Annotated in this window: 21 protein-coding genes, 1 tRNA gene and 1 riboswitch; of the genes, 5 read left to right on the top strand and 17 right to left on the bottom strand. The window is 48.6% G+C overall.

Features of this window, described 5'->3' with window-relative positions:
• Positions 1 to 541 precede the first annotated feature (541 nt).
• Positions 542 to 940 (top strand): (deoxy)nucleoside triphosphate pyrophosphohydrolase, encoded by a 399-nt coding sequence (locus tag AXX12_RS09330; protein WP_066241390.1) that lies wholly within the window; start codon positions 542 to 544, stop codon positions 938 to 940.
• Positions 941 to 1,192: 252 nt separating this feature from the next.
• On the opposite strand, the gene AXX12_RS09325 is transcribed toward AXX12_RS09330, so the two are convergent.
• Both AXX12_RS09325 and AXX12_RS09320 read right to left on the bottom strand, forming a co-directional pair.
• Positions 1,193 to 2,218 (bottom strand): asparaginase, encoded by a 1,026-nt coding sequence (locus AXX12_RS09325; RefSeq protein ID WP_197470686.1) that lies wholly within the window; start codon positions 2,216 to 2,218, stop codon positions 1,193 to 1,195.
• On the bottom strand, positions 2,187 to 3,269 hold the full coding sequence (locus AXX12_RS09320; RefSeq protein WP_066241385.1) for an asparaginase: 1,083 nt from the start codon (positions 3,267 to 3,269) through the stop codon (positions 2,187 to 2,189). Before AXX12_RS09320 ends, AXX12_RS09325 begins: the two co-directional genes overlap by 32 nt.
• Positions 3,270 to 3,449: 180 nt before the next feature.
• On the opposite strand from AXX12_RS09320, the gene AXX12_RS09315 reads away from it, so the two are divergent.
• A complete protein-coding gene (locus tag AXX12_RS09315) occupies positions 3,450 to 3,710 on the top strand; it encodes a small, acid-soluble spore protein, alpha/beta type (protein WP_066241383.1) in 261 nt (86 codons plus the stop codon).
• Between the two features lie 22 nt (positions 3,711 to 3,732).
• On the opposite strand, the gene AXX12_RS09310 is transcribed toward AXX12_RS09315, so the two are convergent.
• Positions 3,733 to 3,984 carry a hypothetical protein gene (locus tag AXX12_RS09310; protein ID WP_066241380.1) on the bottom strand — a complete coding sequence of 84 codons (252 nt, stop codon included), beginning with the start codon at positions 3,982 to 3,984 and terminating at the stop codon, positions 3,733 to 3,735.
• Positions 3,985 to 4,514: 530 nt separating this feature from the next.
• Here AXX12_RS09310 and AXX12_RS19310 point away from each other — a divergent pair.
• Complete coding sequence (locus AXX12_RS19310; protein ID WP_156478620.1) at positions 4,515 to 4,667, top strand: hypothetical protein; 153 nt, start codon at positions 4,515 to 4,517, stop codon at positions 4,665 to 4,667.
• A 1,027-nt stretch (positions 4,668 to 5,694) separates the two neighbouring features.
• Here the strand turns inward: AXX12_RS19310 and AXX12_RS09305 are convergent.
• On the bottom strand, positions 5,695 to 6,306 hold the full coding sequence (locus AXX12_RS09305; protein ID WP_066241377.1) for a hypothetical protein: 612 nt from the start codon (positions 6,304 to 6,306) through the stop codon (positions 5,695 to 5,697).
• Between the two features lie 119 nt (positions 6,307 to 6,425).
• Here AXX12_RS09305 and AXX12_RS09300 point away from each other — a divergent pair, with 119 nt between their 5' ends.
• Positions 6,426 to 7,286, top strand: coding sequence for a hypothetical protein (locus tag AXX12_RS09300; RefSeq protein ID WP_066241374.1), 861 nt, complete (start codon positions 6,426 to 6,428; stop codon positions 7,284 to 7,286).
• Between the two features lie 668 nt (positions 7,287 to 7,954).
• On the opposite strand, the gene AXX12_RS19305 is transcribed toward AXX12_RS09300, so the two are convergent.
• The 13 genes from AXX12_RS19305 to AXX12_RS09235 form a co-directional block, all read right to left on the bottom strand.
• Positions 7,955 to 8,051: transfer RNA gene (locus tag AXX12_RS19305), tRNA-Sec, on the bottom strand.
• Between the two features lie 77 nt (positions 8,052 to 8,128).
• Positions 8,129 to 9,835: a methyl-accepting chemotaxis protein gene (locus AXX12_RS09290; protein ID WP_066241371.1), complete on the bottom strand. Its 1,707-nt coding sequence runs from the start codon at positions 9,833 to 9,835 to the stop codon at positions 8,129 to 8,131.
• A gap of 193 nt (positions 9,836 to 10,028) precedes the next feature.
• The gene (locus tag AXX12_RS09285) at positions 10,029 to 10,208 is read right to left on the bottom strand and encodes a FeoB-associated Cys-rich membrane protein (RefSeq protein ID WP_066241369.1); all 180 of its coding nucleotides are present in this window, start codon (positions 10,206 to 10,208) and stop codon (positions 10,029 to 10,031) included.
• Positions 10,209 to 10,248: 40 nt separating this feature from the next.
• Entirely contained in the window at positions 10,249 to 12,261 is a 2,013-nt protein-coding gene (feoB, locus tag AXX12_RS09280; RefSeq protein ID WP_066241366.1) for a ferrous iron transport protein B, read from the bottom strand.
• Positions 12,262 to 12,449: 188 nt separating this feature from the next.
• Positions 12,450 to 12,686 (bottom strand): FeoA family protein, encoded by a 237-nt coding sequence (locus AXX12_RS09275; protein WP_066241361.1) that lies wholly within the window; start codon positions 12,684 to 12,686, stop codon positions 12,450 to 12,452.
• A gap of 228 nt (positions 12,687 to 12,914) precedes the next feature.
• Complete coding sequence (locus AXX12_RS09270; protein WP_066241358.1) at positions 12,915 to 14,012, bottom strand: YibE/F family protein; 1,098 nt, start codon at positions 14,010 to 14,012, stop codon at positions 12,915 to 12,917.
• A 178-nt stretch (positions 14,013 to 14,190) separates the two neighbouring features.
• Positions 14,191 to 16,029 (bottom strand): TonB-dependent receptor plug domain-containing protein, encoded by a 1,839-nt coding sequence (locus AXX12_RS09265; protein ID WP_066241355.1) that lies wholly within the window; start codon positions 16,027 to 16,029, stop codon positions 14,191 to 14,193.
• A gap of 178 nt (positions 16,030 to 16,207) precedes the next feature.
• Positions 16,208 to 16,987, bottom strand: a complete 780-nt coding sequence (locus AXX12_RS09260) for an ABC transporter ATP-binding protein (RefSeq protein ID WP_066241353.1) — start codon at positions 16,985 to 16,987, stop codon at positions 16,208 to 16,210.
• A 5-nt stretch (positions 16,988 to 16,992) separates the two neighbouring features.
• The gene (locus AXX12_RS09255) at positions 16,993 to 18,021 is read right to left on the bottom strand and encodes a FecCD family ABC transporter permease (RefSeq protein ID WP_231881852.1); all 1,029 of its coding nucleotides are present in this window, start codon (positions 18,019 to 18,021) and stop codon (positions 16,993 to 16,995) included.
• Positions 18,021 to 18,941: an ABC transporter substrate-binding protein gene (locus AXX12_RS09250; protein WP_082816788.1), complete on the bottom strand. Its 921-nt coding sequence runs from the start codon at positions 18,939 to 18,941 to the stop codon at positions 18,021 to 18,023. Before AXX12_RS09250 ends, AXX12_RS09255 begins: the two co-directional genes overlap by 1 nt.
• A gap of 9 nt (positions 18,942 to 18,950) precedes the next feature.
• On the bottom strand, positions 18,951 to 19,706 hold the full coding sequence (locus AXX12_RS09245; RefSeq protein WP_066241346.1) for an energy transducer TonB: 756 nt from the start codon (positions 19,704 to 19,706) through the stop codon (positions 18,951 to 18,953).
• Between the two features lie 5 nt (positions 19,707 to 19,711).
• The gene (locus AXX12_RS09240) at positions 19,712 to 20,122 is read right to left on the bottom strand and encodes an ExbD/TolR family protein (RefSeq protein ID WP_066241343.1); all 411 of its coding nucleotides are present in this window, start codon (positions 20,120 to 20,122) and stop codon (positions 19,712 to 19,714) included.
• A complete protein-coding gene (locus AXX12_RS09235; RefSeq protein ID WP_066241340.1) occupies positions 20,109 to 20,741 on the bottom strand; it encodes a MotA/TolQ/ExbB proton channel family protein in 633 nt (210 codons plus the stop codon). The genes AXX12_RS09240 and AXX12_RS09235 overlap by 14 nt, the downstream gene beginning before the upstream one ends.
• A 231-nt stretch (positions 20,742 to 20,972) precedes the next feature.
• Positions 20,973 to 21,151, bottom strand: a riboswitch (cobalamin riboswitch).
• A gap of 133 nt (positions 21,152 to 21,284) precedes the next feature.
• Between AXX12_RS09235 and AXX12_RS19300 the strand changes: the two genes are divergently transcribed.
• Positions 21,285 to 21,422, top strand: a complete 138-nt coding sequence (locus AXX12_RS19300; protein ID WP_156478619.1) for a hypothetical protein — start codon at positions 21,285 to 21,287, stop codon at positions 21,420 to 21,422.
• Positions 21,423 to 21,703 lie beyond the last annotated feature (281 nt).

Below are 21,703 nucleotides of genomic sequence, written 5' to 3'. Positions count from 1 at the left end.
CTGAAATAATGGTGAGTTTGTTTCTATAAGTATTATCTATTTAATGCCCGATTTCCTACCTGCCGCTGACTTTTTTCCTAAGAAAAACCACTGAGCTGTCTTTGGGGTATAAAGAACGGTTTTGAACCGCCAAAACACCATGCGCGCTACGCGCGCCGCCAAAGGATCGATGAGCACGATGTGCGCATCGTGTTTTTTTGCGTTCCTTTTGGCGCAGGCTCATAGCGCCTGTTGCGTTATGGAGGTTAATTCATTGTCACTTGTTTTTATCTGGCTTTGCGGCTTCAGAATACTTATAATTTCTAGCTCTTTTAAGAAAGACCGCTGCAGTCCTTAGCGGAAGTACGGGGCAACATCCACAGGGTACAGAGTGGTAACGGGGACACAGAGGGCCAAAGCTTGGGCATCGCAAAAATTATATTTTCTATAAGGTGTATAAACTTATTGCACCGGCAGCAGATGGAGAAGGATAATCTACTGTCATCGTATAATATTTCGTAAAACACGCTTCAACGCCAACTATGTCGCAGGAGGTCACAACATGCTAGAAGTAACTGCCGCGATTATACTGAAAGCAGATAGCGTCTTCATTGCCAAGAAGGGGGCCGAGGGCCGCTTTGCTGGGTTATGGGAATTCCCCGGCGGTAAAATTGATCCGGGCGAAACGGCCGAAGACTGTGTTAAACGCGAATTACTAGAAGAGTTTTTGATTACCATCGAAATCGTTAAACCGTTCTGCGAGATCATTCATACGTTTCCTGAAGGACAACTCCGCATTCACGCACTCTTTTGCCGCTGGGTAGCAGGAGACATTCACTTAACGGAGCACACAGAATACATCTGGGCACCGCTTATGCAACTTGATCGTTACCAGTTTACGCCGGGCGACTGTCTGTTGGCCAAAAAGCTGATGAACGCGTCAATAAAGAATTGCGAATAATTTCTTCCGCTGCTGTAGAAACACAAAAGTGCCCAAAGCCATTTGGGCACTTTTGTCATTAACGTAGTTGAAGTTGTTCAGTCGCCTATGAATGAAGATTTCCCGCCATCTGTAAATCTGCACTTACACTCTGTCATTGTGTTTGGCTAATGTGTAGTGGACTACAGCGTTATACCTGTTGGGATCTTCGTCTAATTAATATAGGTCCAGCAATAAAAGTTCAAATTATCTTTCTTGGGTAGGTCTTAGACTCTAACTAACTGACAAGCCTAACCTAACAGCGCCTAATGCCGGCCTTATCTCTCCTACCCTCTGACCTAGATTATTCAGGACTGGGATGTGATACCATTCCTCCAGCCGTGAAAATTCATCATCTTTTAGTCCGCCTAGTTCTCGCAGGACCTGAAGTACGGCCGGATATACCGCCCGCTCATTGCCATCGCCGATCTTAACGCATATACCAATGTGCCTATCCCGTATTCCCAAACAATATACGGCCTCAGCGCCAACCTTGGCGACGATCCTTCCTCCTGTATTCCGCATCAAGGCCGCGCAAAACTCCTTCTCGCCGCTTACCATCTCTGGATGCGCGGTCATTGACTGCACTACAGTGCGGCACGCCTCATGTAATTGATGATGCTCATTTTGAGCCCATTGCACAAGTCGCGCATACGACATGGCGATTTTTCTGGCCGGGAGAAGATATATGGGTGCCCCGCAACCATCGGTCGCGACAGTGATATTCGCCTGGTCTTCATTAGCGAACCGAGCAACCATCTGGATGATTTCCTGCTGGACAGGATGTTCTGACTGGTGATAGTTATCCACGGAATGCCCCCTGTACTTAGCCAGAGCCAGCATTGCCGCATGCTTGCCTGAGCAACTGCAGTGCAACAGCGACGGCTCCAGCCGCTCCGTCAGAAGCCGTCTGTCCTCTTCCTCGTCATAGGGGCGCATAATGCCGCAGTGAAGATTCTCTTCAACCAGACCAATTTTCGCCAGCATACTTGCCGTGACCTTTTGATGGGAAGGAGTTCCTGTGTGGGATGCGCAGGCCAGGGCAATTTCCTCGGCAGTAAAACCATACGCACTAGCAGCACCGGCCTGAATCATCGGGATAGCTTGGATTGGTTTTGCCGACGAGCGGAAGAACATCTTCGTCTCCGAGTCACCGATGGCAAAGACTACCTTACCGTCGGCGTCTGCCGCACATACTAATCCCCAGTGCAGGCTTTCAATATACCCATTACGCGTGACAGCTACCAGAGGTTTCATCATTTTCACCTTCGAGGTCGTATTCGTCACCGGAAGCTAAGCTGAAGTTCCTGAGCGAGTTATATATATCAAATACTGGCAGGGTATGGCCGACCATCTTTCCGCGATGGTTATTAACAGGCGGATAAGCCCACTTGTGCAACCGGTCTTCCGCTGCTTGATCAAAAACGCCCAATTGACGCAGGACTCGGACAACCACGGGATAAACGGCTCTTTCGTTGCCATCGGCAATTTTAATGCAAATACCTTTATCTGTCCCCACTATACCCAAGCCATAAACTCCTTCACCGCCAACTTTACCGACAACTTTACCGTCGGAGTTTTGCATCAGCTCTGTGCAGAACTCGCCAGTCCCACTAATCATTAGCGGATTTGCCAGTATCGCTTCCTTTATCTTCGCCAAAGCCTGTTTGTACTCATGGCTGTGACCCGGCCCGGCAAGGAGTGCGTAGAGGTAGGCTGCCTGCCTTAGGGTTATCAGACAGTTCGGAACGCCACAACCATCCTCGCCCAAAATGATATCTTCCGCTGAACAGCCCAGCAGTTCTGCCATGGTTTGAAAGATGTGCCGCTGAACCGGGTGGTCAGGCGCAATATAGTTTTCCGTGGGATAGCCGAGGAACTTGCAGAGTAAAAGCATCCCCGCATGCTTCCCTGAGCAACAGTTATAAAGCGATGTTGGCTTTTCTCGGTGGCGAGTAAGCCACTCGTTGGTCTCTTGATTATAGGGGTTAGCTGCGCCGCACTCCAGGTCACTCTCTGCTAATCCCACTTTGGTCAAAATCGATTGAACAGTTTTCCGGTGTATTTCCTCTCCGCTATGGGACGCGCACATAACAGCCAGTTCTTCGGATGTGATTCCGTAATGGCCGGTTGCTCCGGAACTAACGGCTGCTACAGCTTGGAACGGTTTGGCCGATGATCGCAGAAATATCTTTTGGGAACTGTCGCCAATACTAGCAAGCAAATTATTAGAAGAATCCACGATACATACGTATCCGGTATGCACACTTTCGACATGCCTCGTTCTTGTTAACACTACTAACGGCTGCATTTGTCACCTCCAATTATTTAGAGTAAGAACACTTCCTAAATATTGTCCCCAGAATAGCCAAAATACTACGTTTAATACTAAGCTAGAAAAATGGGCATGGAAATTAGGCTGATCCAGACATAGGAAATAATACTTTTCTTTAATGCGGGCAAACTATTCTTACAAGAAGGAGGCGATTCTATGAAAGGCAAAATCGACACAATGGAAGAATTAGATGCTTCCTTGCCTGACAAACACAAAGTCGCTGAAGAGTTAGGAATACCTCTGGATCAAGGAGACAATGGAAACCTAACAACCAGAGAAGTTGGTAAGATTGGTGGAAAGATTGGCGGCGAGAAAGTGAAAAAAATGATCGCAATGGCCGAGTCTTATATGGTGGAGAATGCAGAACACGAAACTACTGAAGCGAAAGCAGAAAGAAGAACTGAACATACTATTTGAAGACGAGCCGGGAAAATCCGGCTCATCTTCTTTGTTTCGAGGTGAATACACTATTTATTGCTCTTCGCCAAAACAAATTACTCGTGATCTGGCGCAAATCCGATCTGGGCTCCCTGTAATTATTCCTTAACCACTGTACCGTATCAGAATCCTCTCGTCTTTCTGCTTCTGCCAGCACTGCCTGATACTGCCCAGGGTCAATCTGCTTCGCATCCCAAATTTCGGTCATGGCAGACATGATTTGGGGCGGGACTAAAATCACTGAATCCTTCATATGCTTCCTCTTCCCTGTTTCTGTTCCCTTTAGTCTGCCCCGATATCGCAAATTTAAAGATGAGTCGTTTGCGATAAACATGCTGACAGTCATAGCTGTCAATTGCTCTGGAAAAACGAAGGAGTAGGTGGGGAAAAACCAGCATCATCGAAGTCATCACAGTTGACATGTAAGCTTAAGCCAGGCCGTGTCAGTGGAGGCTTATAGGCTCGTTGTAACATCCCTATCAAGCTGTCTTGCGCCCTGGTTCCCAGAATTATCTAGCTATCGAGCGCTTGATCTTTGAAAATACTAGTGTTGGAGTGAGTGCCATCAGCAAAGAAACTACAAGTAAACTTCTCCAAAACTTGATGCAATGAACCTAAAGTGCACCCCGCAAACTCTAAAACAGCAACCAAGAATGCTCAGTTGACAGCACTGACTGCAAACGGTAACTCACTTCTGGGGTATTCTCCTCCATTCAACGGCAGTCAGATTGGCCGCCGTTGTTGAAATTTAAATTGGACCACGTTGGAGAAAGGGAGAAGGACATGGACCTGCAACAGCAAGTTATAGTCGATCCCCACATATGCAACGCGTGGTGGAAGTTGGCTATGGTGATCGTTAATCCCCAGCTTGACTTGGATTCGCTGCAGCCTCAAGAGCACCCGATTAATACATTAACCTACATAGACCAAGGTTGAAGTCGGATTCAACACCGTTAATCCCCAAATTCGGCTTTTGCCATTAAGGCTTAGGCCGATTGTCAATTTTGTCAACGCCTCTAGCAAATACCCTCTCCAAGAACACAAAAACTCCCAGGGTAAAAGCCCTGAAAGCTCAATGTATTAATGAAGCTCGCAGCTTTGCAGCGAACTAAGCCGTGCGTCTGCTTATGGCGGGAGCGTGTAGGAATCGAACCCACCCAGGACGGCAGAGCGCCCCGCAGGCAGTTTTGAAGTTGGCTGATGGTTGTATTAAGTAGTCTTTATAGTGCCAGCAAGTCCGTTAAAGCCAGGCCTTGCTGGCTTTTTTGTTTCATGAGTTTGTCTAAGTCCAGGCAGTTACAAACCGTTTTGTTAGCCAGATTGTTACCCAGACTTGGGTGAGTCACCGGACTAACCTCTATAGTTCATCCTTCAAAATTGGCAACTCGTTCTCAACAACAGCTATAGAATTGCCAAATCAACTATCTCTGATCCAGCAAAATACCCCCATGACGAAGGCTGTTACTAGGGAAAATGTTATCGATATGGATAATACAGATACCAGGTATATATTATACTTGGCAACTATCATCACATATTTTGGTGTTTCAAATCCAAATAACGATGCACCAATATTAAGTAATACAACCACGAATAGAGTAACTGCCAGCCCCGAAATAGCGTTTTTTATGTCTTCCCTTGCTTAATGCAATATGTGATGCTGTAGCTATTGCTAACAATAGGAATATCCAAAAACTTGGAGAATCAAAGCTTCCGTTGCTGAATATTCCTCTATAGACCCCACTACAATTAATATTCCAAACAGATAACTAATCTCTGATATACTTAAAATCAGCAAATTCAATAATGGCTGCATATACGTTTTTGTTTTCTTCACTCTCTGGGTGAGACCTACTGCTCCCTGGATTGTTGTTCTATTATCTGCAGAGCATTGTATTTCTATCACCCACCCGCGTGCAAACTTGAACCAACTAAGTCAAGACAAGGCTGGCACAATCAATGCTCATATATTGAAAAATACATCCGAGTTAGTAACGGGCGAAGCTGTTCTGCACGCCTTAATTTTTTCGGCAATGAACGTTACCGCCCCTACAGCCGCGGTCGTTACCGCTGTTCCAGCAGAAACTTGTGGTGCAACAAGCAAAATATTTGTCGCCCTTAAGGTATAGACATTTATTTGAGGTGCCCCCTGATTACAAAAGTGTTGGACAACTGATGTTGTGTCAAAATGTAATAAAGCGGCAATTTGATAAGTCGTTAAAGATGTAGTTGTCCCTACAGGCTGCGTGAAGAAGGCATTTTGAATAGCAGTTTGAGCTACACGGTAGATAACGACTCCATTTCGTAAAATCTCAAAAGTCACGTCTGCAAAACCTGGTACCACTAATGTTGCCGTTGTACTGGGAGGAGTAAAGGTAGAACTCCAGTTTACTACCGCATTTAGTAATACACCTACAGGGCATTTAGCTGTCAGGGTAACCGCTGCGAGATTTGTGGTGCCGCCATTTGATAAATTTATTGTAAAAGGAGATATTAACGGAGCAGTTATTGGGGGTGGGGGTAGCGTTTGATTAGATTCATCGAAGACGATACGTTTGATCTCCCCGAACTTCATAGAAAGACCTCCCTTCATGTAGTGAGGTATAAAGTTCTGACCTCTCTTTATTTAATACGTTGATTAAACAATTCCCTTACCCAGCATATAATGATGTAGCATATGTGGGAGGTACAATCGTGCCAATAACAACCGGCGTTTCACAAACCGTGAGTACCGGAACTTCTACTACAACAACATCAACAAATATCACTCCATTGCCGCCAGTGGCATTGATTAACCTGATACTAGCTGATGTCAACGCAATCTTGCCCAATTTCAACGGTCTGGTCAGTTCCTACCGTTTATTGGTTGGTTCTGCGGAAGAAATTCATCGCACACCAGAAGTCTGTCATGATGTCTTTGAGCGGGCTGTAAGGAGATACGATAATACCGGGATGCTGATTGATGTCCTTTTGGAACTACTATGCTGCAAAATTGTATTTAGCTCTGAGCTCTTACAAGTAACCTGTGGGCCAGTGGACTTAGTCCGATATCTGTTAACCTGCCTTGATGGCGATGACACGCCTTGCCGGTCAGCGCAAACTGTAGTCGGACTGGAAGCTCTCCAGCGGCTGCAGGATAAATTCTGCGGCGATCAGTACTGTCTGCCTTATCATCAAGTACTTTGCTCTGAGCCGCCGGTCCCGCCATCCACACCAACTACGCCGTCACCTCACAATGCCTTAACTCTCCCATCTTCTCCTCCGTCTCCCCCTGCACAACCGACCTCATCTATCCTATCAGATAGTGATATCGCTGATATCATTGAAACCAAGCTTATCAGCATCTTAAATAAGTACGATATCTTGTGCAATACTCGTATGCCAGAGGCGGCATCGCCGCCGCTTAATAAAGGCGATTGGGATACGCAAACAGCACCTGAAAACAATGTGAATAAAATTGACGCAGAGTCAGAAACAACTTTGGGCTACACCAGTCGGCTCCGTCCCAAACACTTGCCTGGAACTGCAGCGAAAAAAGGCAAAAACGACAAGTAGCTACACTATACCAGCATTACTTAGAGACGGACTTAGAGTAGACGAATCAACCAGTACTGTTGTAGAACTGGTGATCGTACCTGCATTAGAAATGATAAATACGTCCAAAACATCTTTAAGATCATTTTCTAAATCTGTGGCGTCTCGGACTCGTATACTATTTAGGCCAACGACTAAAGCGGCCTGAACATCGGGTGTTAGCACTACGACAGCATCGGGGGTTGTTATGGCGCTAAGGTTTGAAAATGTAAAAACCCTCAGTATATTATTAATGTCGGATGGTACTACTTCAATTTGTCTCAACAGTAATGCCTTTATCGTATTTATTCCTCCTTCGGTTTGTTCGAATAGTACTTCAAAATAATCGTTATACTTAATAATATGTTCACACATTTTATTAGTTCAAAAAAACACAGATTAGCCAAATGACAATGGTGCATGATGGGCCGGGCCAATGCGGCACTTCCCGTGGTTTATCTGCCGTCAATAAAAAGTATATATGTGATGCAAGGCGCAATTGGTAGCAGGACCAATATTTGGGTACTAAGCGTGCGCACACAAAAAAACTCCCAGGGTAAAAACCCCGGAAGCTCCAATATCTAATGAAGTTCGCAGCTTTGCAGCGAACTAAGCGACCGCATCGCCGCGATACCCGTGTGTTGATTAAATGGCGGGAGCGTGTAGGAATCGAACCCACCGAGGACGGCATAGCGCCCCCTAGGCAGTTTTGAAGACTGCTGAAGCCACCAGGCCCCATCCGCTCCCTTATGTATTACGGAAGTAGTATAACATATATTATTCGATCACGATAGTGTGATTGCTAACAACCTTCTGAATATCCCTTAAAGCCGAAACTTTGAAATAACTAACTGCAAATCTTCGGCCATACTAGAAAGGGCTTGGCTTGAAGCGGCGATCTGCTGCATCGTAGCAGACTGTTCCTCTACAGCAGCGGAAATAGTTTGCGTGTTAGCAGCTGTGTCTGCGGCGACAGCTTTGACACTACCAACCGCTTGCACAACTTCACCGTTTGAATGAGACAGGCGACTGGCCCCATCCGCGATTTCGCGAATATCATGATCAAGTCCACGCACCATGTCTACAATCTGACGGAAGCGTTCACCGGTCTCGGCAATGACCTGAGTGCCGACTTTCACTTCTTTCATACCTTGTTCCATCGCACCGACGGCGGTTCCAGTCTCTGACTGGATATCGCCGATAATGGCGCCAATTTTCTGGGCGGCCGCCTCAGACTGTTCAGCCAGTTTGCGGACTTCATCAGCAACGACTGCAAAGCCACGACCGGCTTCACCAGCTCGAGCAGCTTCAATGGCCGCATTCAGAGCTAAAAGATTTGTTTGTCCGGCGATCTCAGTGATCACACCGACAATCTCGCCAATCTGCCGCGAGCTTGCTCCTAGGGCTTGAACAACGTCAGTCGAGCGACTAACCGACTGATTAATCACATTCATCTGATCAGTTGCCCGGCCAACAGCCTCATCCCCTGATTTAGCCGAACCTGCGGCAGCCTCTGATTGAGTGGACACACTTGCAACCGTAGCAACAATCCGCTTAATCGCAGTACTCATATCCTCGACAGCTAGAACAGATTGTTCAACTGCGTTTACCTGGTTAGTCGCGCCGCTGGCTACCTCTGTCACTGTATCCGCGACCTGTCCAGTGGACTCGGAGCACTGTTCCGCGCTGGCAGTCAGTTGCTCGCTTGAGGACGCCAACTGTTCTGCTGCTTTGGCAACTTGCAGTACTAGTTCCCGCAGATTTGCCGTCATTGTCGAGAATGATTTCACTAAATCGGCTACTTCATCATTACCGTTACTGGCGAAGTTTCGCTGAGTCAAATCACCTGCCGCAATAGCATCTGCGGCAGAAGCAAGATCTGCAAGCGGCCGTGATATGCGCCTGGAAAGCCAAAACGCACCAGCAATAGCGATAACAAATACCGCTAACAAAGAGATGATCATATTTCTATTCAATGCATGCACTGCGTTGGCAGTAGCTTGGCGGGAAACATCGACCTCACCGGTAATAAAGTCGATAAAGCTTTTTGTCATCTGATCCATCGTTTCAGCTCGATCACCGGTTCTGGTAAGAAAACTCGTCCTCTCTGCGGTCCCCAGTTTCTCCCTAACAACAACACCTTGGTCCAGAATCTGGTTATACGCTTCAACAGATATTCGTAGCACTTGCAGTTCGCGTTTTGCCTCTTCGGTAGCCAACCGAGCCTCGATAGAATTGAACAACTCTTCCATGCGACGTTGCGATTCCCGATACCGATCAGTAAAGCTCTTATCACCATTCAGCAAATAGGCGCGAACCTGAGCACCTTGCCGCCAGAGTTCAGTATTGATTTCTTGAACATCTCGGATGAGCGGGGTCGAATAAGTAAGCATTTCTTCATAATTGCGTTCAAGTTTTTGCACTTGAAAAAACATATACAGATTGGATAGTGAGAATAAGATGACAACCAGCAATGCGGCAAGGAGAATCTGTCCGCCAATACCCAAGCGGAGCCTGTTGATCAATCCCATATACTATTCCCTCCAATAGTGCAATAGTAACTGCTACGATCACATCTTACATAATTGTACCACAAATGGGGGGATATGGAACGCGCTTTTTATCGAAAATTGTGAATTATAGGGTAATGAAAAACCCTGCATGGTCTCCCCATAGTTTTTATAGTGTAAAAGAGGCCGCAACTTGCGGCCTCTTTCATGTAAATTATCGTTTTGGTTCCGACTGTTGCGTTGGCTGAGTTCCGCAGCAGCCATTTTTAGCTGACGGACAACCAGAGCAGCTGGAACAGCCGGTTTCGCCTTTCATGACGTTTCGAACTTTGCGGGCTAGGTACCAAGCACAGCCTACTCCAACCAAAACCAGAATAATATTATCAAAAGTCATTAACAAAACCTCCTCGCATACTCACACTTTATTCTCAGAATCAAACAATCAGACGTCCAATCTGCACAACGGCATAAGCCATGACCCAGGCTAGCAGAGTCGGGTAGATCACGCTAAACCCGGCCCACTTCCACGAGTTCGTCTCGCGGCGAATGACTGCAACTGTCGGCAGACATGGTGCGTAGAGTAAGACAAAAACCATCAGTGCATACGCAGTAACCGGGCTGAACATGGGATCTGCAGCAAGCGCTTGTGTCAAGCTCATGGCGGTGTCCCCATTTGCGCCGATGGCGTAAATCGTACCCAGGGTGCTCACCAGCACCTCTTTAGCGGTAAACCCAGCAAACAGACTAACCGCGATTCGCCAGTCAAAACCAAGCGGCGTCAGCACTGGCTCAAAGAAGTGACCGATAATGCCTGCATAACTTTCCTCCGGTGCAGCGCCGGGATAATTGGTCAAGAACCAAACTAAAACTGACACAGCAAGGATAATCGTGCCTGCTTTCTTTAGATACAGTATGGCCCGCTCCCACATATGCAGCAGCGTACTGCGCACACTGGGCAAATGATAGGGAGGCATTTCCATGACAAACGGTTCAGATTCTCCCGGGAATAACACGCTGCGGAAAAGCTTCGCCATCACAATCGCCATGACAATACCTAAAAAGTAAATGGAAAACAGCACAGCGCCAGCAATAGCGTCATTGAAAAAGGCGGCAATCAGAACCGTATAAACAGGCAGCCGAGCGCTACAACTCATTAATGGCGTAACTAGTATAGTAACTAGCCGGTCACGCGGATTGTCTAGTGTTCGGGCTCCCATGATTGCCGGTACATTACAGCCAAAGCCTAAGAGCAGCGGAATAAACGACTTTCCATGCAAACCGGCTGAGCGCATGACCCGGTCCATTAGGAAGGCGGCTCTAGCCATATAGCCACTGTCCTCAAGAATCGAAATACCCAGAAACAGCAATAAAATGTTGGGTAAGAAAACTACTACTCCGCCGACACCGCCGATCACGCCTTCGACGAGCAGTGATTTCAGCCCGCCGTCAGGCAAAGTGGCGCCAATAAATTCTCCCAGCCAGGCAAACCCATCCTCAATCATCGTCTGCGGATATTCGCCAAAAGTGAATACCATAGTAAACAACAACCACATCAAACCGAAGAAAATTGGTAAGCCAAAGATGCGGTGGGTCAGAACAGCGTCGATTCGATCAGAAGTGGTCTTCATATCGCTATCGTCAGCAGCCATGGCCGACAATATCAGTGTCTGCACAAACCCATAGCGTTGGTTGGCGATTAGCATCTCAGGGTCAATACCAGTAGCCTGTTCAAGATCGGCCCGCAAATTGCCAGCCAAAGCGAGCATCGATTGGCCATCCGGCAGGGTGCTAACAAGTTCAACGATTTCCGCATCATTCTCAAGCAGTTTGATTGCAGTCCAACGCGCCGGATACTCCAGTTTATTGGCAGATAAACGCCCCTGTAAAACAGCAATCGCGTTCTCCACCTCTGGCCCATAATCTAACGTAAAGGGCTGAGCCGGGCGACATACAGAACAAGCCAACGCTGCAGCCAATTCATCAGTTCCTAAATTACGGCTGCCAACTGTCCGCTCAACAGAGACGCCTAAACGATCCGTCAGAATCTTATCATTAACGCGGATACCGCGCGAGTCAGCCACATCAGTCATATTGAGAACTAGAACAGACGGACGCTCCAGCTCCAGTAATTGAACAGTCAGATACAGATTGCGCTCTAAGTTGGAGGCGTCGACGACATTGGCGACAACGTCAGGGTTTTCCCGCACAATGTAGCGCCTTGCTACCCGCTCATCTTCGGAATAAGCGGTCAAACTATACGTTCCCGGCAAGTCAATCACCCGCAGCGGCTCGCCAATGCGGCAATGGCAAAAACCCTCGCGTTTTTCCACAGTAACGCCTGGGTAATTGCCGACTTTTTGTCGCGCGCCGGTTAAATTGTTAAATAACGTTGTCTTACCGCAATTGGGGTTGCCCGCCAACGCGACTGTTAATGCTGCTGCGCTCATGATGTACCTCCGAAATTACCTGTGTTATTCGAGCGTGTTTCCCAAAACACGCAACCTTAGAAAAGAGAGGCTGTTAGAAAATGTCCAGATGCTAGGCGCGACGAGGATTACGCCGTGCCGCGTACACGGGGTACGCAAACAAGTAGCCGCAGGAGCAACAACGCAGATGGGCGTTTTGTAACAGCCTCTTAGCCGACTTCTACTTCAATCTTTGCCGCTTCTGACTTGCGCAGCGATAGATTAAACCCTTTGACCTTAATTTCCATCGGATCACCAAGCGGGGCAAACTTCTGAACAGTGATCCGAGCACCGGGAACCATTCCCATATCGACAATTCTACGCTGCACCGGCCCACCGCCGACAACACGCAATACCACTGCTGATTCCGACGGAACAAGTTGACTCAAAGTTGTTTTACGTTTCATAGTAGCCTCCATCTATATAATGACTTTCATTCTCAATTGAAGGGCTTAAGAAAAACTGTTGGAACAGTCTTTTGAGGAACACGGGACACGTAACCACAGAGTACACAGAGTATGCTGAGGGTACCCACAGAGGGTCACTATTTTATTATAAGATACCAGATCCCTCGCGCCCTCTGTGCACTCTGCGTACCCTCTGTGTCCTCTGCGATAAAGTGTACCCTCGTTACTTCACTCGTTTCGCATCAGCCAGGCGCTTATCATCGCCGTCAGCGGGATCGCGCAGACAACGCCAATACTGCCAGACAAGGCGCGGGCGATTTCTGTAACGATCATGTTCTGATTTAAGATTGGCAGCATCGACGATTGCGGCTGAGCAGCAATCAGCAGCAGAAGCGGCAGCGAACTGCCGATATAGGCCAGGATAAGAGTATTGGAGTTGGTCCCCATGATATCCCGCCCTACGTTCATGCCTGCAGCAAATAGTTGCTTCACTCCAATGTCAGGCTGAGCCTGCTTCACCTCATAGATGGCGGAAGAGATGGAGATAGTCACATCAAGTACCGCCCCTAGTGAACCCAGCACCATGCCAGAAAACAGCAGACCGCGAAAATCTACAGCCTTAAGCACCGTTGCCTTTAGCATCATCGCCTCTTCGGAATCAAGCCCGGTTAGATTCATCAAATGAATTGAGGCAACAGATAAAACACCAGCAATAATAACACCGCCAATGGTGCCGAGAATCGCCGCAAATGACTTGGTATTCCAGCCGCTGATGACGGTTTGCGTCAGACCGGCAATAATCGCACTGGTTGCCAGCGTCAATACAGTCAGGCTAACATCAGCAGCCAACACCCGGTTCAGAAATACGTTGAGTATCAGAAATACGGAAAATGCGATAACGAGCACCGATTTGAGGCCAATAAAACCGCCAAACACAATCAGCGCCAAGGCAAATAAGCCGAACAGCCACCAGGTATAATCAAAGCGATCAAAATCACTGACATGATAGGTAGTACGTCCTAAGTCATTCGAAACTGCGATGATAACCTTATCGCCGCGGTTTACTTTAAATTCATACATTGAGCGTCCGCTAAAATAATTAAACGTATCGACAATTTTACCTTTTTCCGGGCCGGTTGTTAGGCGCAATGTGACAACATCGCCTTGACCGGTTAAAAAGGTCTTCTGGGTGGACTCCTGAATAGGAGCTACATCCAGAACTTCGCCTTTCACATAGGTAAGCGGCGGCGCTGACGGAGTTTGCGCCATTGCGGAGGAACTGAACGTCAATAAAATAAGTACTAGAAGAATGGCTAAACGCGACATGAATTCCTCCAGGAACAATTTGTTTGTATGCCTTGAAAGATACTGAAATTCATTCTCATATTAAATCTTACTGCGTTAGTAGGGATTTGTCAACGGGGTTTTGCTTCATGGATGCCACAACGAAAGGTAGCCGCCTCTTTTCGAAGGAGAGGAGACGGCTGCCTAGGATGAACGATAATTATAGGGTTTGTTTGAATCCGATGAAGACTGAACGTTCGTTAGCCGGGTATCCTCTCATTTCTTCATACTTACGATCAAATAGGTTGTTCATTTGGAGAAATACGCTTTGTTGTTTAGTGAAAGCATAGTTGAAGCTGGTATTGGCGACAAAACGACTGGGAACTCGGTTTGAACTCAAGCCAGAAGCATCTACATAGACTCCGTTGAGCACAGTCGTCAGCTTGCCCGATTTATTGGTAACACCAACAGTAAAGGTGTTTCTTGGCTCACCTGTATATTGATCATTTTGATCGTGAGCATCGAGATACGTGTAGCCCAAATTAAGAGTAGTGACATCTGAGAGTTTGGTGGCAAAGGAAGCATTGACACCGGTAGCAATATAGCCGTCAATATTAACCGGTTGATACGGATCCCACCAATTCAACCCCGTCGGTTGCCATCTAATGGCCCCATCGATCTTGCGTTTGAAGACAGACAAAGTGCCTTCGCTACTATCGTTGAGACGCTTTTTAACACCTAGCTCACTTGTCCAACCTTCTTCTGGCTTGAGGTTTGGATCTCCCAAATTACCATAGCCATCATCACCGTACAAGTCATCAAACTTAGGCGCTTTAAAAATTTTGCCCCAGTTAGCAAACAAGCTTGTGGTATCGTCTTTCTGATAGCTGACTTCCACACGTGGCAACCAATTATCGCCATAGATAGTGTTATGATCATAGCGCAAGCCAGTAGTTAATGTAGTCTTATCTGTCCAGGCAAACCGGTCTTGCAAATAGCCAGCGGTTGTAATACCTTTTCGAGAAGTGCCGCCTTCCGCCGTGCTCCAGACTTCGTCTTTGCGCCACTCGCCGCCCCAGGTTAAGGTGTGCTGCTTGTTGAGCGCCGCACTATCTTGATATTCAAAGGCTGTTACTTTGTTATCATTGCGGAAATTGCTTCCCCAGTTAAAACCTTTGCTAATATATTCATTCTCATAATAACGGAATAACCGCTGCCCTGAATCGTGGTTAGACGTATAACCTAAGCTCCAATTGCGACGCAGAGTATCCGAGTAGTCGTCCGGAGTCAAATAGGCAGTGGAACCGGGAAGTCCTGCGTGAGCATCATAAAAATCATAGGTAAAGGTTAACACATCATTCTGATTAAGCTCTTTATCAAACCTAACAGCGATATTTCTGTTTTTGGATTCACTATTTGGCCGTTGTCCATCTGTTCCGTCGCTCAGACCGCTGATGTGCCAAGCTAAGCCGTTATCAGATCCCTCGGTGGTAACACTGTTGCGATAGCTATGATCGCTGCCAAAGCCGGAGCTAACAATCGTCTGGCTACCGGCGCCTTTCTTGGTGATGATATTGATAACACCGCCTATAGCGTCAGCGCCATAGAGAGCCGAGGCGCCGCCGCGAACCACTTCGATTCTTTCGACATTATCGCCAATAAGGAAGGTATTCAGGTCAATTCCACCTGCGCCAATGGCGATGCCTTGCGGCAGATTCATCCGCTTGCCATCCACTAAAACCACTACCCGGTCTGTACCTAGAATGTAAGGAATAGCCTTAGCTCCAGGGCCGCCTTGTCCGGCCACCACTACCCCCGGCACCCCTTGTAGTGCATCAGCTAGTGTCTTGGCACCCTTCTCTTCCAACTGAGTCTTGGTAATAACCGAAACATCCTTAGCCGTAGTCGCCACATTTTCCTCGATCCGGCTAGCAGTGACCGTCACCTGGTCAAGCTGAAAAGTTGATTCTTCAGCAAAAACCGGGCTAACTGTCAGCAACGCGCTAGCCGCAAGACCGGCAGCAATTTGGCGGGTTAATTTTCGTTTACTCATTTTCATTACTAATCCTCCTAAGAATAAATATCGTATAAATAATAGCGCAAAACTCCACAATCCTAGTCAGTTTCCGCCCCTCTGTTTGAACCCTTCGCATCCTCGATTCAACACAGCGCAAACCCGCAGCCCTCTGCGCACCCTCCGAACTCTGCGTACTCTGCGGTTAACGTGCCCTTTCCCCTCACCGCGGCTGCACACAGCAAATATCGCCGTCGCGCAGCAGGGCGAACTTCATCCCATACAGTGTCTCCAGCATATCTGGCGTCAGAACTTCCCCCGGCGATCCGTCTGCCAGCAAGCGACCTTGTTTCAATAGAATCAAGCGGCTGCTGAATCGCAAAGCCAAATTTATATCATGCAGCACAGCAATAACAGCAATGTTCCGTTCGGCTGCTAATTTTTTGACTAAACCCAATACAGCATATTGATTAGCAATGTCAAGATGCGACGTCGGCTCATCAAGCAGCAAAAGCTGCGGCGACTGTGTCAGTGCTCTGGCGATCATGACTTTTTGCCGTTCTCCCTGGCTGAGCTCATGGAGTTTGGCGCGGCGTTTGTGCCACATGCCGACATTGTCCATGGCCTCCTGCACCAACGCGCGATCAATCGCCGAAGGTTGCGCAAACCGGGGAATATGAGGAAACCGGCCCATGAACACAAGCTGCTCCGCCGAAAAGGCAAAGGCGTTTTCTTCCTCACCGACAACTGCCACCTGGCGGGCAAAATCGCGCGGCCCATAGGAATTCGCCGGGCGTCCGTGCAAGAATACCTTGCCATGGCGCAGCGGCAGTACGCTAGTGATGCATTTCAGCAAAGTGGATTTCCCGGTACCGTTGGGCGCCACAATACTGATAAATTCGCCTGCTGCTACACGGAAGCTGATGTCCTGCAGTACATCTTCATCCTGATAGCCTGCTGTCAGAGACTCTATCGTCAACAGGGGTTCCTGCTCTTGGCTCATTAATATCACCTGCCTGTTCTAGACGTATACAGTATGTAGAGAAAAAATGGCCCGCCAAAAAGCGCTGTGACTACACCAACAGGAATGCTAACCAACGAGGTAAACATCCTGGTCAAGCTGTCAGCCCACAGTAGTAAAGTAGCCCCCCACACCGCACTCAGCGGCAGTAATCTGACATGCTCAGGTCCGGCGACATTGCGGACCATGTGCGGAACAACCAAGCCAATAAAACCGATAATGCCAGTGACAGAGACAACCGCGCCAGTTATCAGAGTAGTGGCCCCTAGAATAACCAAACGAACCAATGGCAGATTGACGCCTAGGTGATGCGCCGTTTCCTCGCCAAGGGCCACTAAGTCGAGGTCGCGGGCAAAGAACAGGATCGCCGCCATACCGAAGCAGACAACTGCCGCTACTGCGGGCAAGCTTTGCACTGGACTGGCCAAACTGCCCATCAACCAAAAAACGATCAGGTGTATCTGCTGGGAAAAAACAGCCATAATGCAGCTCAACAGTGCGCTCAGCATCGAGCCGAAAGCAACCCCTGCTAAAAGTATTTGCTGCGAATCGGCACCCTCATCCTGTCGGCCAAGAAAATAAACCACCGCAACAGCGACTGCACTACCGACAAAGGCAGACAAGGTAAGGTACGCGCCCTGCCAGAAGGTGATGGCAACCGCTGCGCCTAGGGCTGCACCTGACGACACACCCAAGATAAACGGGTCAGCTAGCGGGTTGCGAAATAGAGTCTGATAACAGGCTCCAGAGATTGCCAGCGTACTTCCTGCCAGCACTGCCAAAGCGACTCGCGGCCAGCGAATCTCCCAGAGGATAATCCCGGTAGGAGTTGCCAAAATATCAGAATCTGTCAAACCCAGCTTGGCCAACAGCACGTTGATAACGTCGATAGGTGGGATTGGCGCTGTACCTTTAGTCAAGGTAACCAATAAAGTAAGCAGCAGTACTACCAACGAAATTCCTGGCAGCCAAGATTGACTTTGATTACGCCGAATTAGCATCAGCCATTTTTTCATCAATTTGCCCAACTTTTCATAATTTCGGGGTGAAGAATTTTCGCCAGCACGACCAGACCTTCAAAGCTGCGCGGCCCCGGCCGCGACAGGATATCATCAGGCACGTAATGCACCTGCCCGGTCTTTACAGCCCGCAGATTTTGCATCCAGGGATGGTTGCTCATTTTCAGCGTCCGTCCCAGGCCAATGTGATTAACCGCTATATAAATATCCGGGTCAAGGCTGTAGAGATATTCAAAGTCACTGGTCATATAGTCTGTGGGCTTGTCCCCGGCAACATTAATGCCGCCAGCTTGAGCCACAATATCACTTAAGTAAGATTTTGCGCCGATGGTCATGAACGGCTCGTCCCAGACCTCGAGAAAAACCCGCTGTTTCGGTTGTTTGCTAACCAAATCACGAATGGTCTGAAGTTGGGCTGCTAAATTCACTGTAACCCGTTCGGAAACGTCTTGCTCGCCAGTTATCACTCCCACCAGTTTGACCGCATCAAGCACTTCTTGCATTGTCTTTGGCTCCACTACAGCTACCGGAACACCGGCAGCTGTTAACGCCGCAACAGCTCGAGTATGCAGGCTGCCCGCAAATACGATATCTGGGTGCAGCGAAATAATTTGCTCAATATCCGGGCTCTGGAAGCCGCCGATGCGGGGCTTTTGCTTCGCTTCTGGCGGATAGTCGCTATATTCGCTGACTGCCATCAGCCTATCGCCCAATTCTAAGGCATAAAGAATCTCCGTATTACTCGGAGAAAGCGATATAATCCGTTTTGGCTGTTCTGACTTTAGATGAACGGTGCGACCGGCAAAGTCGACCAACGTTCTGCTTCCTGTTGGTTGAGCAGGTTCAGACCAGAAACTGAAAACTAAGCCACTCAGGCTTAGGCAGCCAATGAAAAAAAGTGCGTAAAGCCGATTCATACCATCACCTCAGTGCAGCCGGAAGGCGACTGATAATACCGTCACGCTGGCGACCGGAGCACCGCTTTGCGAATCGCGGGCCGGAACAAAACGCCAGCTTTGCACTGCCGCCTCGGCAGCATCATCAAGCGCCTCATAGCCGGACGACCGGGCAACACTAATATTCCCCGGCAAACCATTTGCCAGTATTTCGATCCGCAGACCGACGACACCCTCCTGGTTGGCACGTCTGGCTGACATCGGATACTCAGGCTCATAGCGTTTCAGCACCTGCGGTGGCAAAATCACTGATTGGGATGTCCCTGAGCCGGAGCTGGATCCCGAACCGGAACCCGTCCCAGACCCGGAGCCAAATTCTGATCCGTTGCCACTACCACCCCCGCCGCCTTGTCCGTGTCCCAAACCACTGCTTGAGCCATTTACCGGGCCGCTATCGATACCAGACGGGGCCTGGGGGATGATTGCGCTCGATGTGACTGGTGCAGCAGCAATATTCTCATCTGCCACCGTTTCAGGCTCAGACGGCAGTACCGGCAACGTTGGCAGCGGGCTTGGCGGAGCGGCTTGGCTAAATGGCATAGTAGCGGTCGCCGCCATGCCTGAACCAGAACCCGGGCCCGAGCCACCTGCCACCAGCTCGATTTCGATCAGTTGACTCGTAGGCTCTGACTTCAACCAGCCGCCTGCCAACCAGCCCATGCCAGGCACCAGTAACAAATGTATGGTTAGAGAAACGATAAATGCCTGGCGAAAACTCAGTTGCATCGCCATCACCTCGGCTTACTTTCAGTTGCGACAGATATCCGCCGCACGCCGGAGAGTTTCAATTCATCCAACACAGCCATGACTCGGCCGTATTCTGTCTGACGATCAGCTCTAAGCAGGAATAGCGCCTCAGGCTGACGAGCCAGCTCTGATTGGATGCGTTTGCCAAACAGCTCAAGCGGGATTTCTTCCTGGTCAATCAGGATCTTGCCTTGGGCAGTAATCGTGATTGGCACTTGCTTGGTTATATCATGCTGGCCGCTTGTCGTCTGCGGCAGAGCAATCGGCAGCACTCTCTGTTCTACCATATACAATGTGCTCAACATAAAGAATACCAGCAAGAAAAAGATAATATCGATCATCGGAATGATCATTAGTTTGGGCTGACTTTGTAACCGCAGACTACGCAGTCTCAATCGACTCACCCCGGATCATGCTCAATAGATGATAGGCAGTCTCTTCCATGTCGGTAACCAGCCGATCCAACTGACGCGCAAAATAGGCATGGGCAATTAAAGCGACAATGGCGACACACAGGCCGGAAGCAGTCGCGATCAACGCCTCTCCTACCCCGCCGGTAATGGCAAATGGCTGGCCTTCACGCAAATTCATGACACTGAAGGACTGGATCATGCCGACAACCGTGCCCAAGAGCCCCAGCAGCGGTGCTAATGTCACGACAAACTCCAGATATTGCAAGCGGTCGCGCAGTTTGGACGCTTTTAGCGAAGCAGTAGCCTCCATCGCTTTTTCGACAGTCAGAATATCGCGGCTCTTACGCTCCAGTGCGGCTAGCGCAACAGCGGCAGCACACCCTTGTGCTTCACGACAAACTGCAATTGCCTGATTCCAATCACCCGTGGCTAAGGGTGCCGTCAGCATACTGAGTAAACCTGGTACATCACTAGTCTCAGCACGAAAATAGCAATACCGCTCAGCGATAATCGTCGCAACAAATAGCGAGCAAAACGCAAGCGGCACCATTACTAGTCCGCCTTTCTGAAACAGGGAGAAGGCTTGATGAATAAAGTCCATTATGTAAAAAACCACCTTTCTTGGATAAACGAAGTGCGCTAACCGCAGAGTGACGGAGTAGACTGGTACGTAACCGCAGAGTACGAAGAGTTCGCGGAGGGCACGCAGAGGGCTTATTATTCCGCTTTGCACCAACGTACTCCTACTATAAATTAAAAATCCCAGCCGCAGGCCGGGATGTAAAATTGCGCAATAAACGCATAAATCCCCTACCCATCGCTCGTGGGCGTAGCGGCGATATATAGTCAGGCAGTTCTCCTGGCTCTGGTTCATAGCTCGCCCAGCCTTCCCAGGATATTCTCCCAGTGGCATGATTGGGTTTGCTCCCCATTACAGTGGCGGGACCGCGCCGGATTCTCACCGGTCTTCCCTATTAAGCCTTTTCAGGCGCCTGTCTAGCTCATATTCAGTTAGTGTGCCATCAATTACCTTTTAGATTATCAGAACTTCAGTCGAAAGTCAAGACTTGTCAAAATGCATAGATTTCTCCTCACCGGTTATACTAAGGATTGCTTTTAGTAAATTTGTAGGGGGTTAAAAACCATGGAAAAAGAGCGTTTCTCCAGCCTCACCGCCGAACAAGTGAATACCATCCAAACCTTTGAGAAAGAATTTCAAACCAAATACGGACAATCTGTTTATTTGTTGGCGTTTAACCAGCAGAACCAAAAATCTCGGTAGCGGGGCGTCGGCAACTCCAAAAGAGAAGATCGCCACGCTTCACTCGCGTTGACAACCCATTACGTATCATCGCGAGCGAAGCACGGCGATCTTCTTCAGTTAGCTCTGTATAGTCTATGGCGTCCTTGCGGGGACGCCTCAGGGCGTTGATAAAGGCCCATCTACGTTGTTGGCCCCGCGAACCCATTGCTAGCGTACCCTTTCGTACGCGTCACTGCTGGGCCCGCGGGGCCGCCTAGTATCTGGACCTTTCTGAACGCCCTGCAAAATAGGTTTGTCAA

It is taken from the genome of Anaerosporomusa subterranea (genome assembly GCF_001611555.1).
Classification (GTDB): domain Bacteria; phylum Bacillota; class Negativicutes; order Sporomusales; family Acetonemataceae; genus Anaerosporomusa; species Anaerosporomusa subterranea.
This window is presented reverse-complemented; position numbering and strand designations above follow the sequence as displayed.

What these genes read in the sequence shown, in the direction of transcription:
- AXX12_RS09330 (WP_066241390.1), top strand. Translation starts at nt 542, where the DNA reads ATGCTAGAAGTAACTGCCGCGATTATACTGAAAGCAGATAGCGTCTTC.
- AXX12_RS09325 (WP_197470686.1), bottom strand. Translation starts at nt 2,218, where the DNA reads ATGATGAAACCTCTGGTAGCTGTCACGCGTAATGGGTATATTGAAAGC.
- AXX12_RS09320 (WP_066241385.1), bottom strand. Translation starts at nt 3,269, where the DNA reads ATGCAGCCGTTAGTAGTGTTAACAAGAACGAGGCATGTCGAAAGTGTG.
- AXX12_RS09315 (WP_066241383.1), top strand. Translation starts at nt 3,450, where the DNA reads ATGAAAGGCAAAATCGACACAATGGAAGAATTAGATGCTTCCTTGCCT.
- AXX12_RS09310 (WP_066241380.1), bottom strand. Translation starts at nt 3,984, where the DNA reads ATGAAGGATTCAGTGATTTTAGTCCCGCCCCAAATCATGTCTGCCATG.
- AXX12_RS19310 (WP_156478620.1), top strand. Translation starts at nt 4,515, where the DNA reads ATGGACCTGCAACAGCAAGTTATAGTCGATCCCCACATATGCAACGCG.
- AXX12_RS09305 (WP_066241377.1), bottom strand. Translation starts at nt 6,306, where the DNA reads ATGAAGTTCGGGGAGATCAAACGTATCGTCTTCGATGAATCTAATCAA.
- AXX12_RS09290 (WP_066241371.1), bottom strand. Translation starts at nt 9,835, where the DNA reads ATGGGATTGATCAACAGGCTCCGCTTGGGTATTGGCGGACAGATTCTC.
- AXX12_RS09285 (WP_066241369.1), bottom strand. Translation starts at nt 10,208, where the DNA reads ATGACTTTTGATAATATTATTCTGGTTTTGGTTGGAGTAGGCTGTGCT.
- feoB (WP_066241366.1), bottom strand. Translation starts at nt 12,261, where the DNA reads ATGAGCGCAGCAGCATTAACAGTCGCGTTGGCGGGCAACCCCAATTGC.
- AXX12_RS09275 (WP_066241361.1), bottom strand. Translation starts at nt 12,686, where the DNA reads ATGAAACGTAAAACAACTTTGAGTCAACTTGTTCCGTCGGAATCAGCA.
- AXX12_RS09270 (WP_066241358.1), bottom strand. Translation starts at nt 14,012, where the DNA reads ATGTCGCGTTTAGCCATTCTTCTAGTACTTATTTTATTGACGTTCAGT.
- AXX12_RS09265 (WP_066241355.1), bottom strand. Translation starts at nt 16,029, where the DNA reads ATGAAAATGAGTAAACGAAAATTAACCCGCCAAATTGCTGCCGGTCTT.
- AXX12_RS09260 (WP_066241353.1), bottom strand. Translation starts at nt 16,987, where the DNA reads ATGAGCCAAGAGCAGGAACCCCTGTTGACGATAGAGTCTCTGACAGCA.
- AXX12_RS09255 (WP_231881852.1), bottom strand. Translation starts at nt 18,021, where the DNA reads ATGAAAAAATGGCTGATGCTAATTCGGCGTAATCAAAGTCAATCTTGG.
- AXX12_RS09250 (WP_082816788.1), bottom strand. Translation starts at nt 18,941, where the DNA reads ATGAATCGGCTTTACGCACTTTTTTTCATTGGCTGCCTAAGCCTGAGT.
- AXX12_RS09245 (WP_066241346.1), bottom strand. Translation starts at nt 19,706, where the DNA reads ATGCAACTGAGTTTTCGCCAGGCATTTATCGTTTCTCTAACCATACAT.
- AXX12_RS09235 (WP_066241340.1), bottom strand. Translation starts at nt 20,741, where the DNA reads ATGGACTTTATTCATCAAGCCTTCTCCCTGTTTCAGAAAGGCGGACTA.
- AXX12_RS19300 (WP_156478619.1), top strand. Translation starts at nt 21,285, where the DNA reads ATGGAAAAAGAGCGTTTCTCCAGCCTCACCGCCGAACAAGTGAATACC.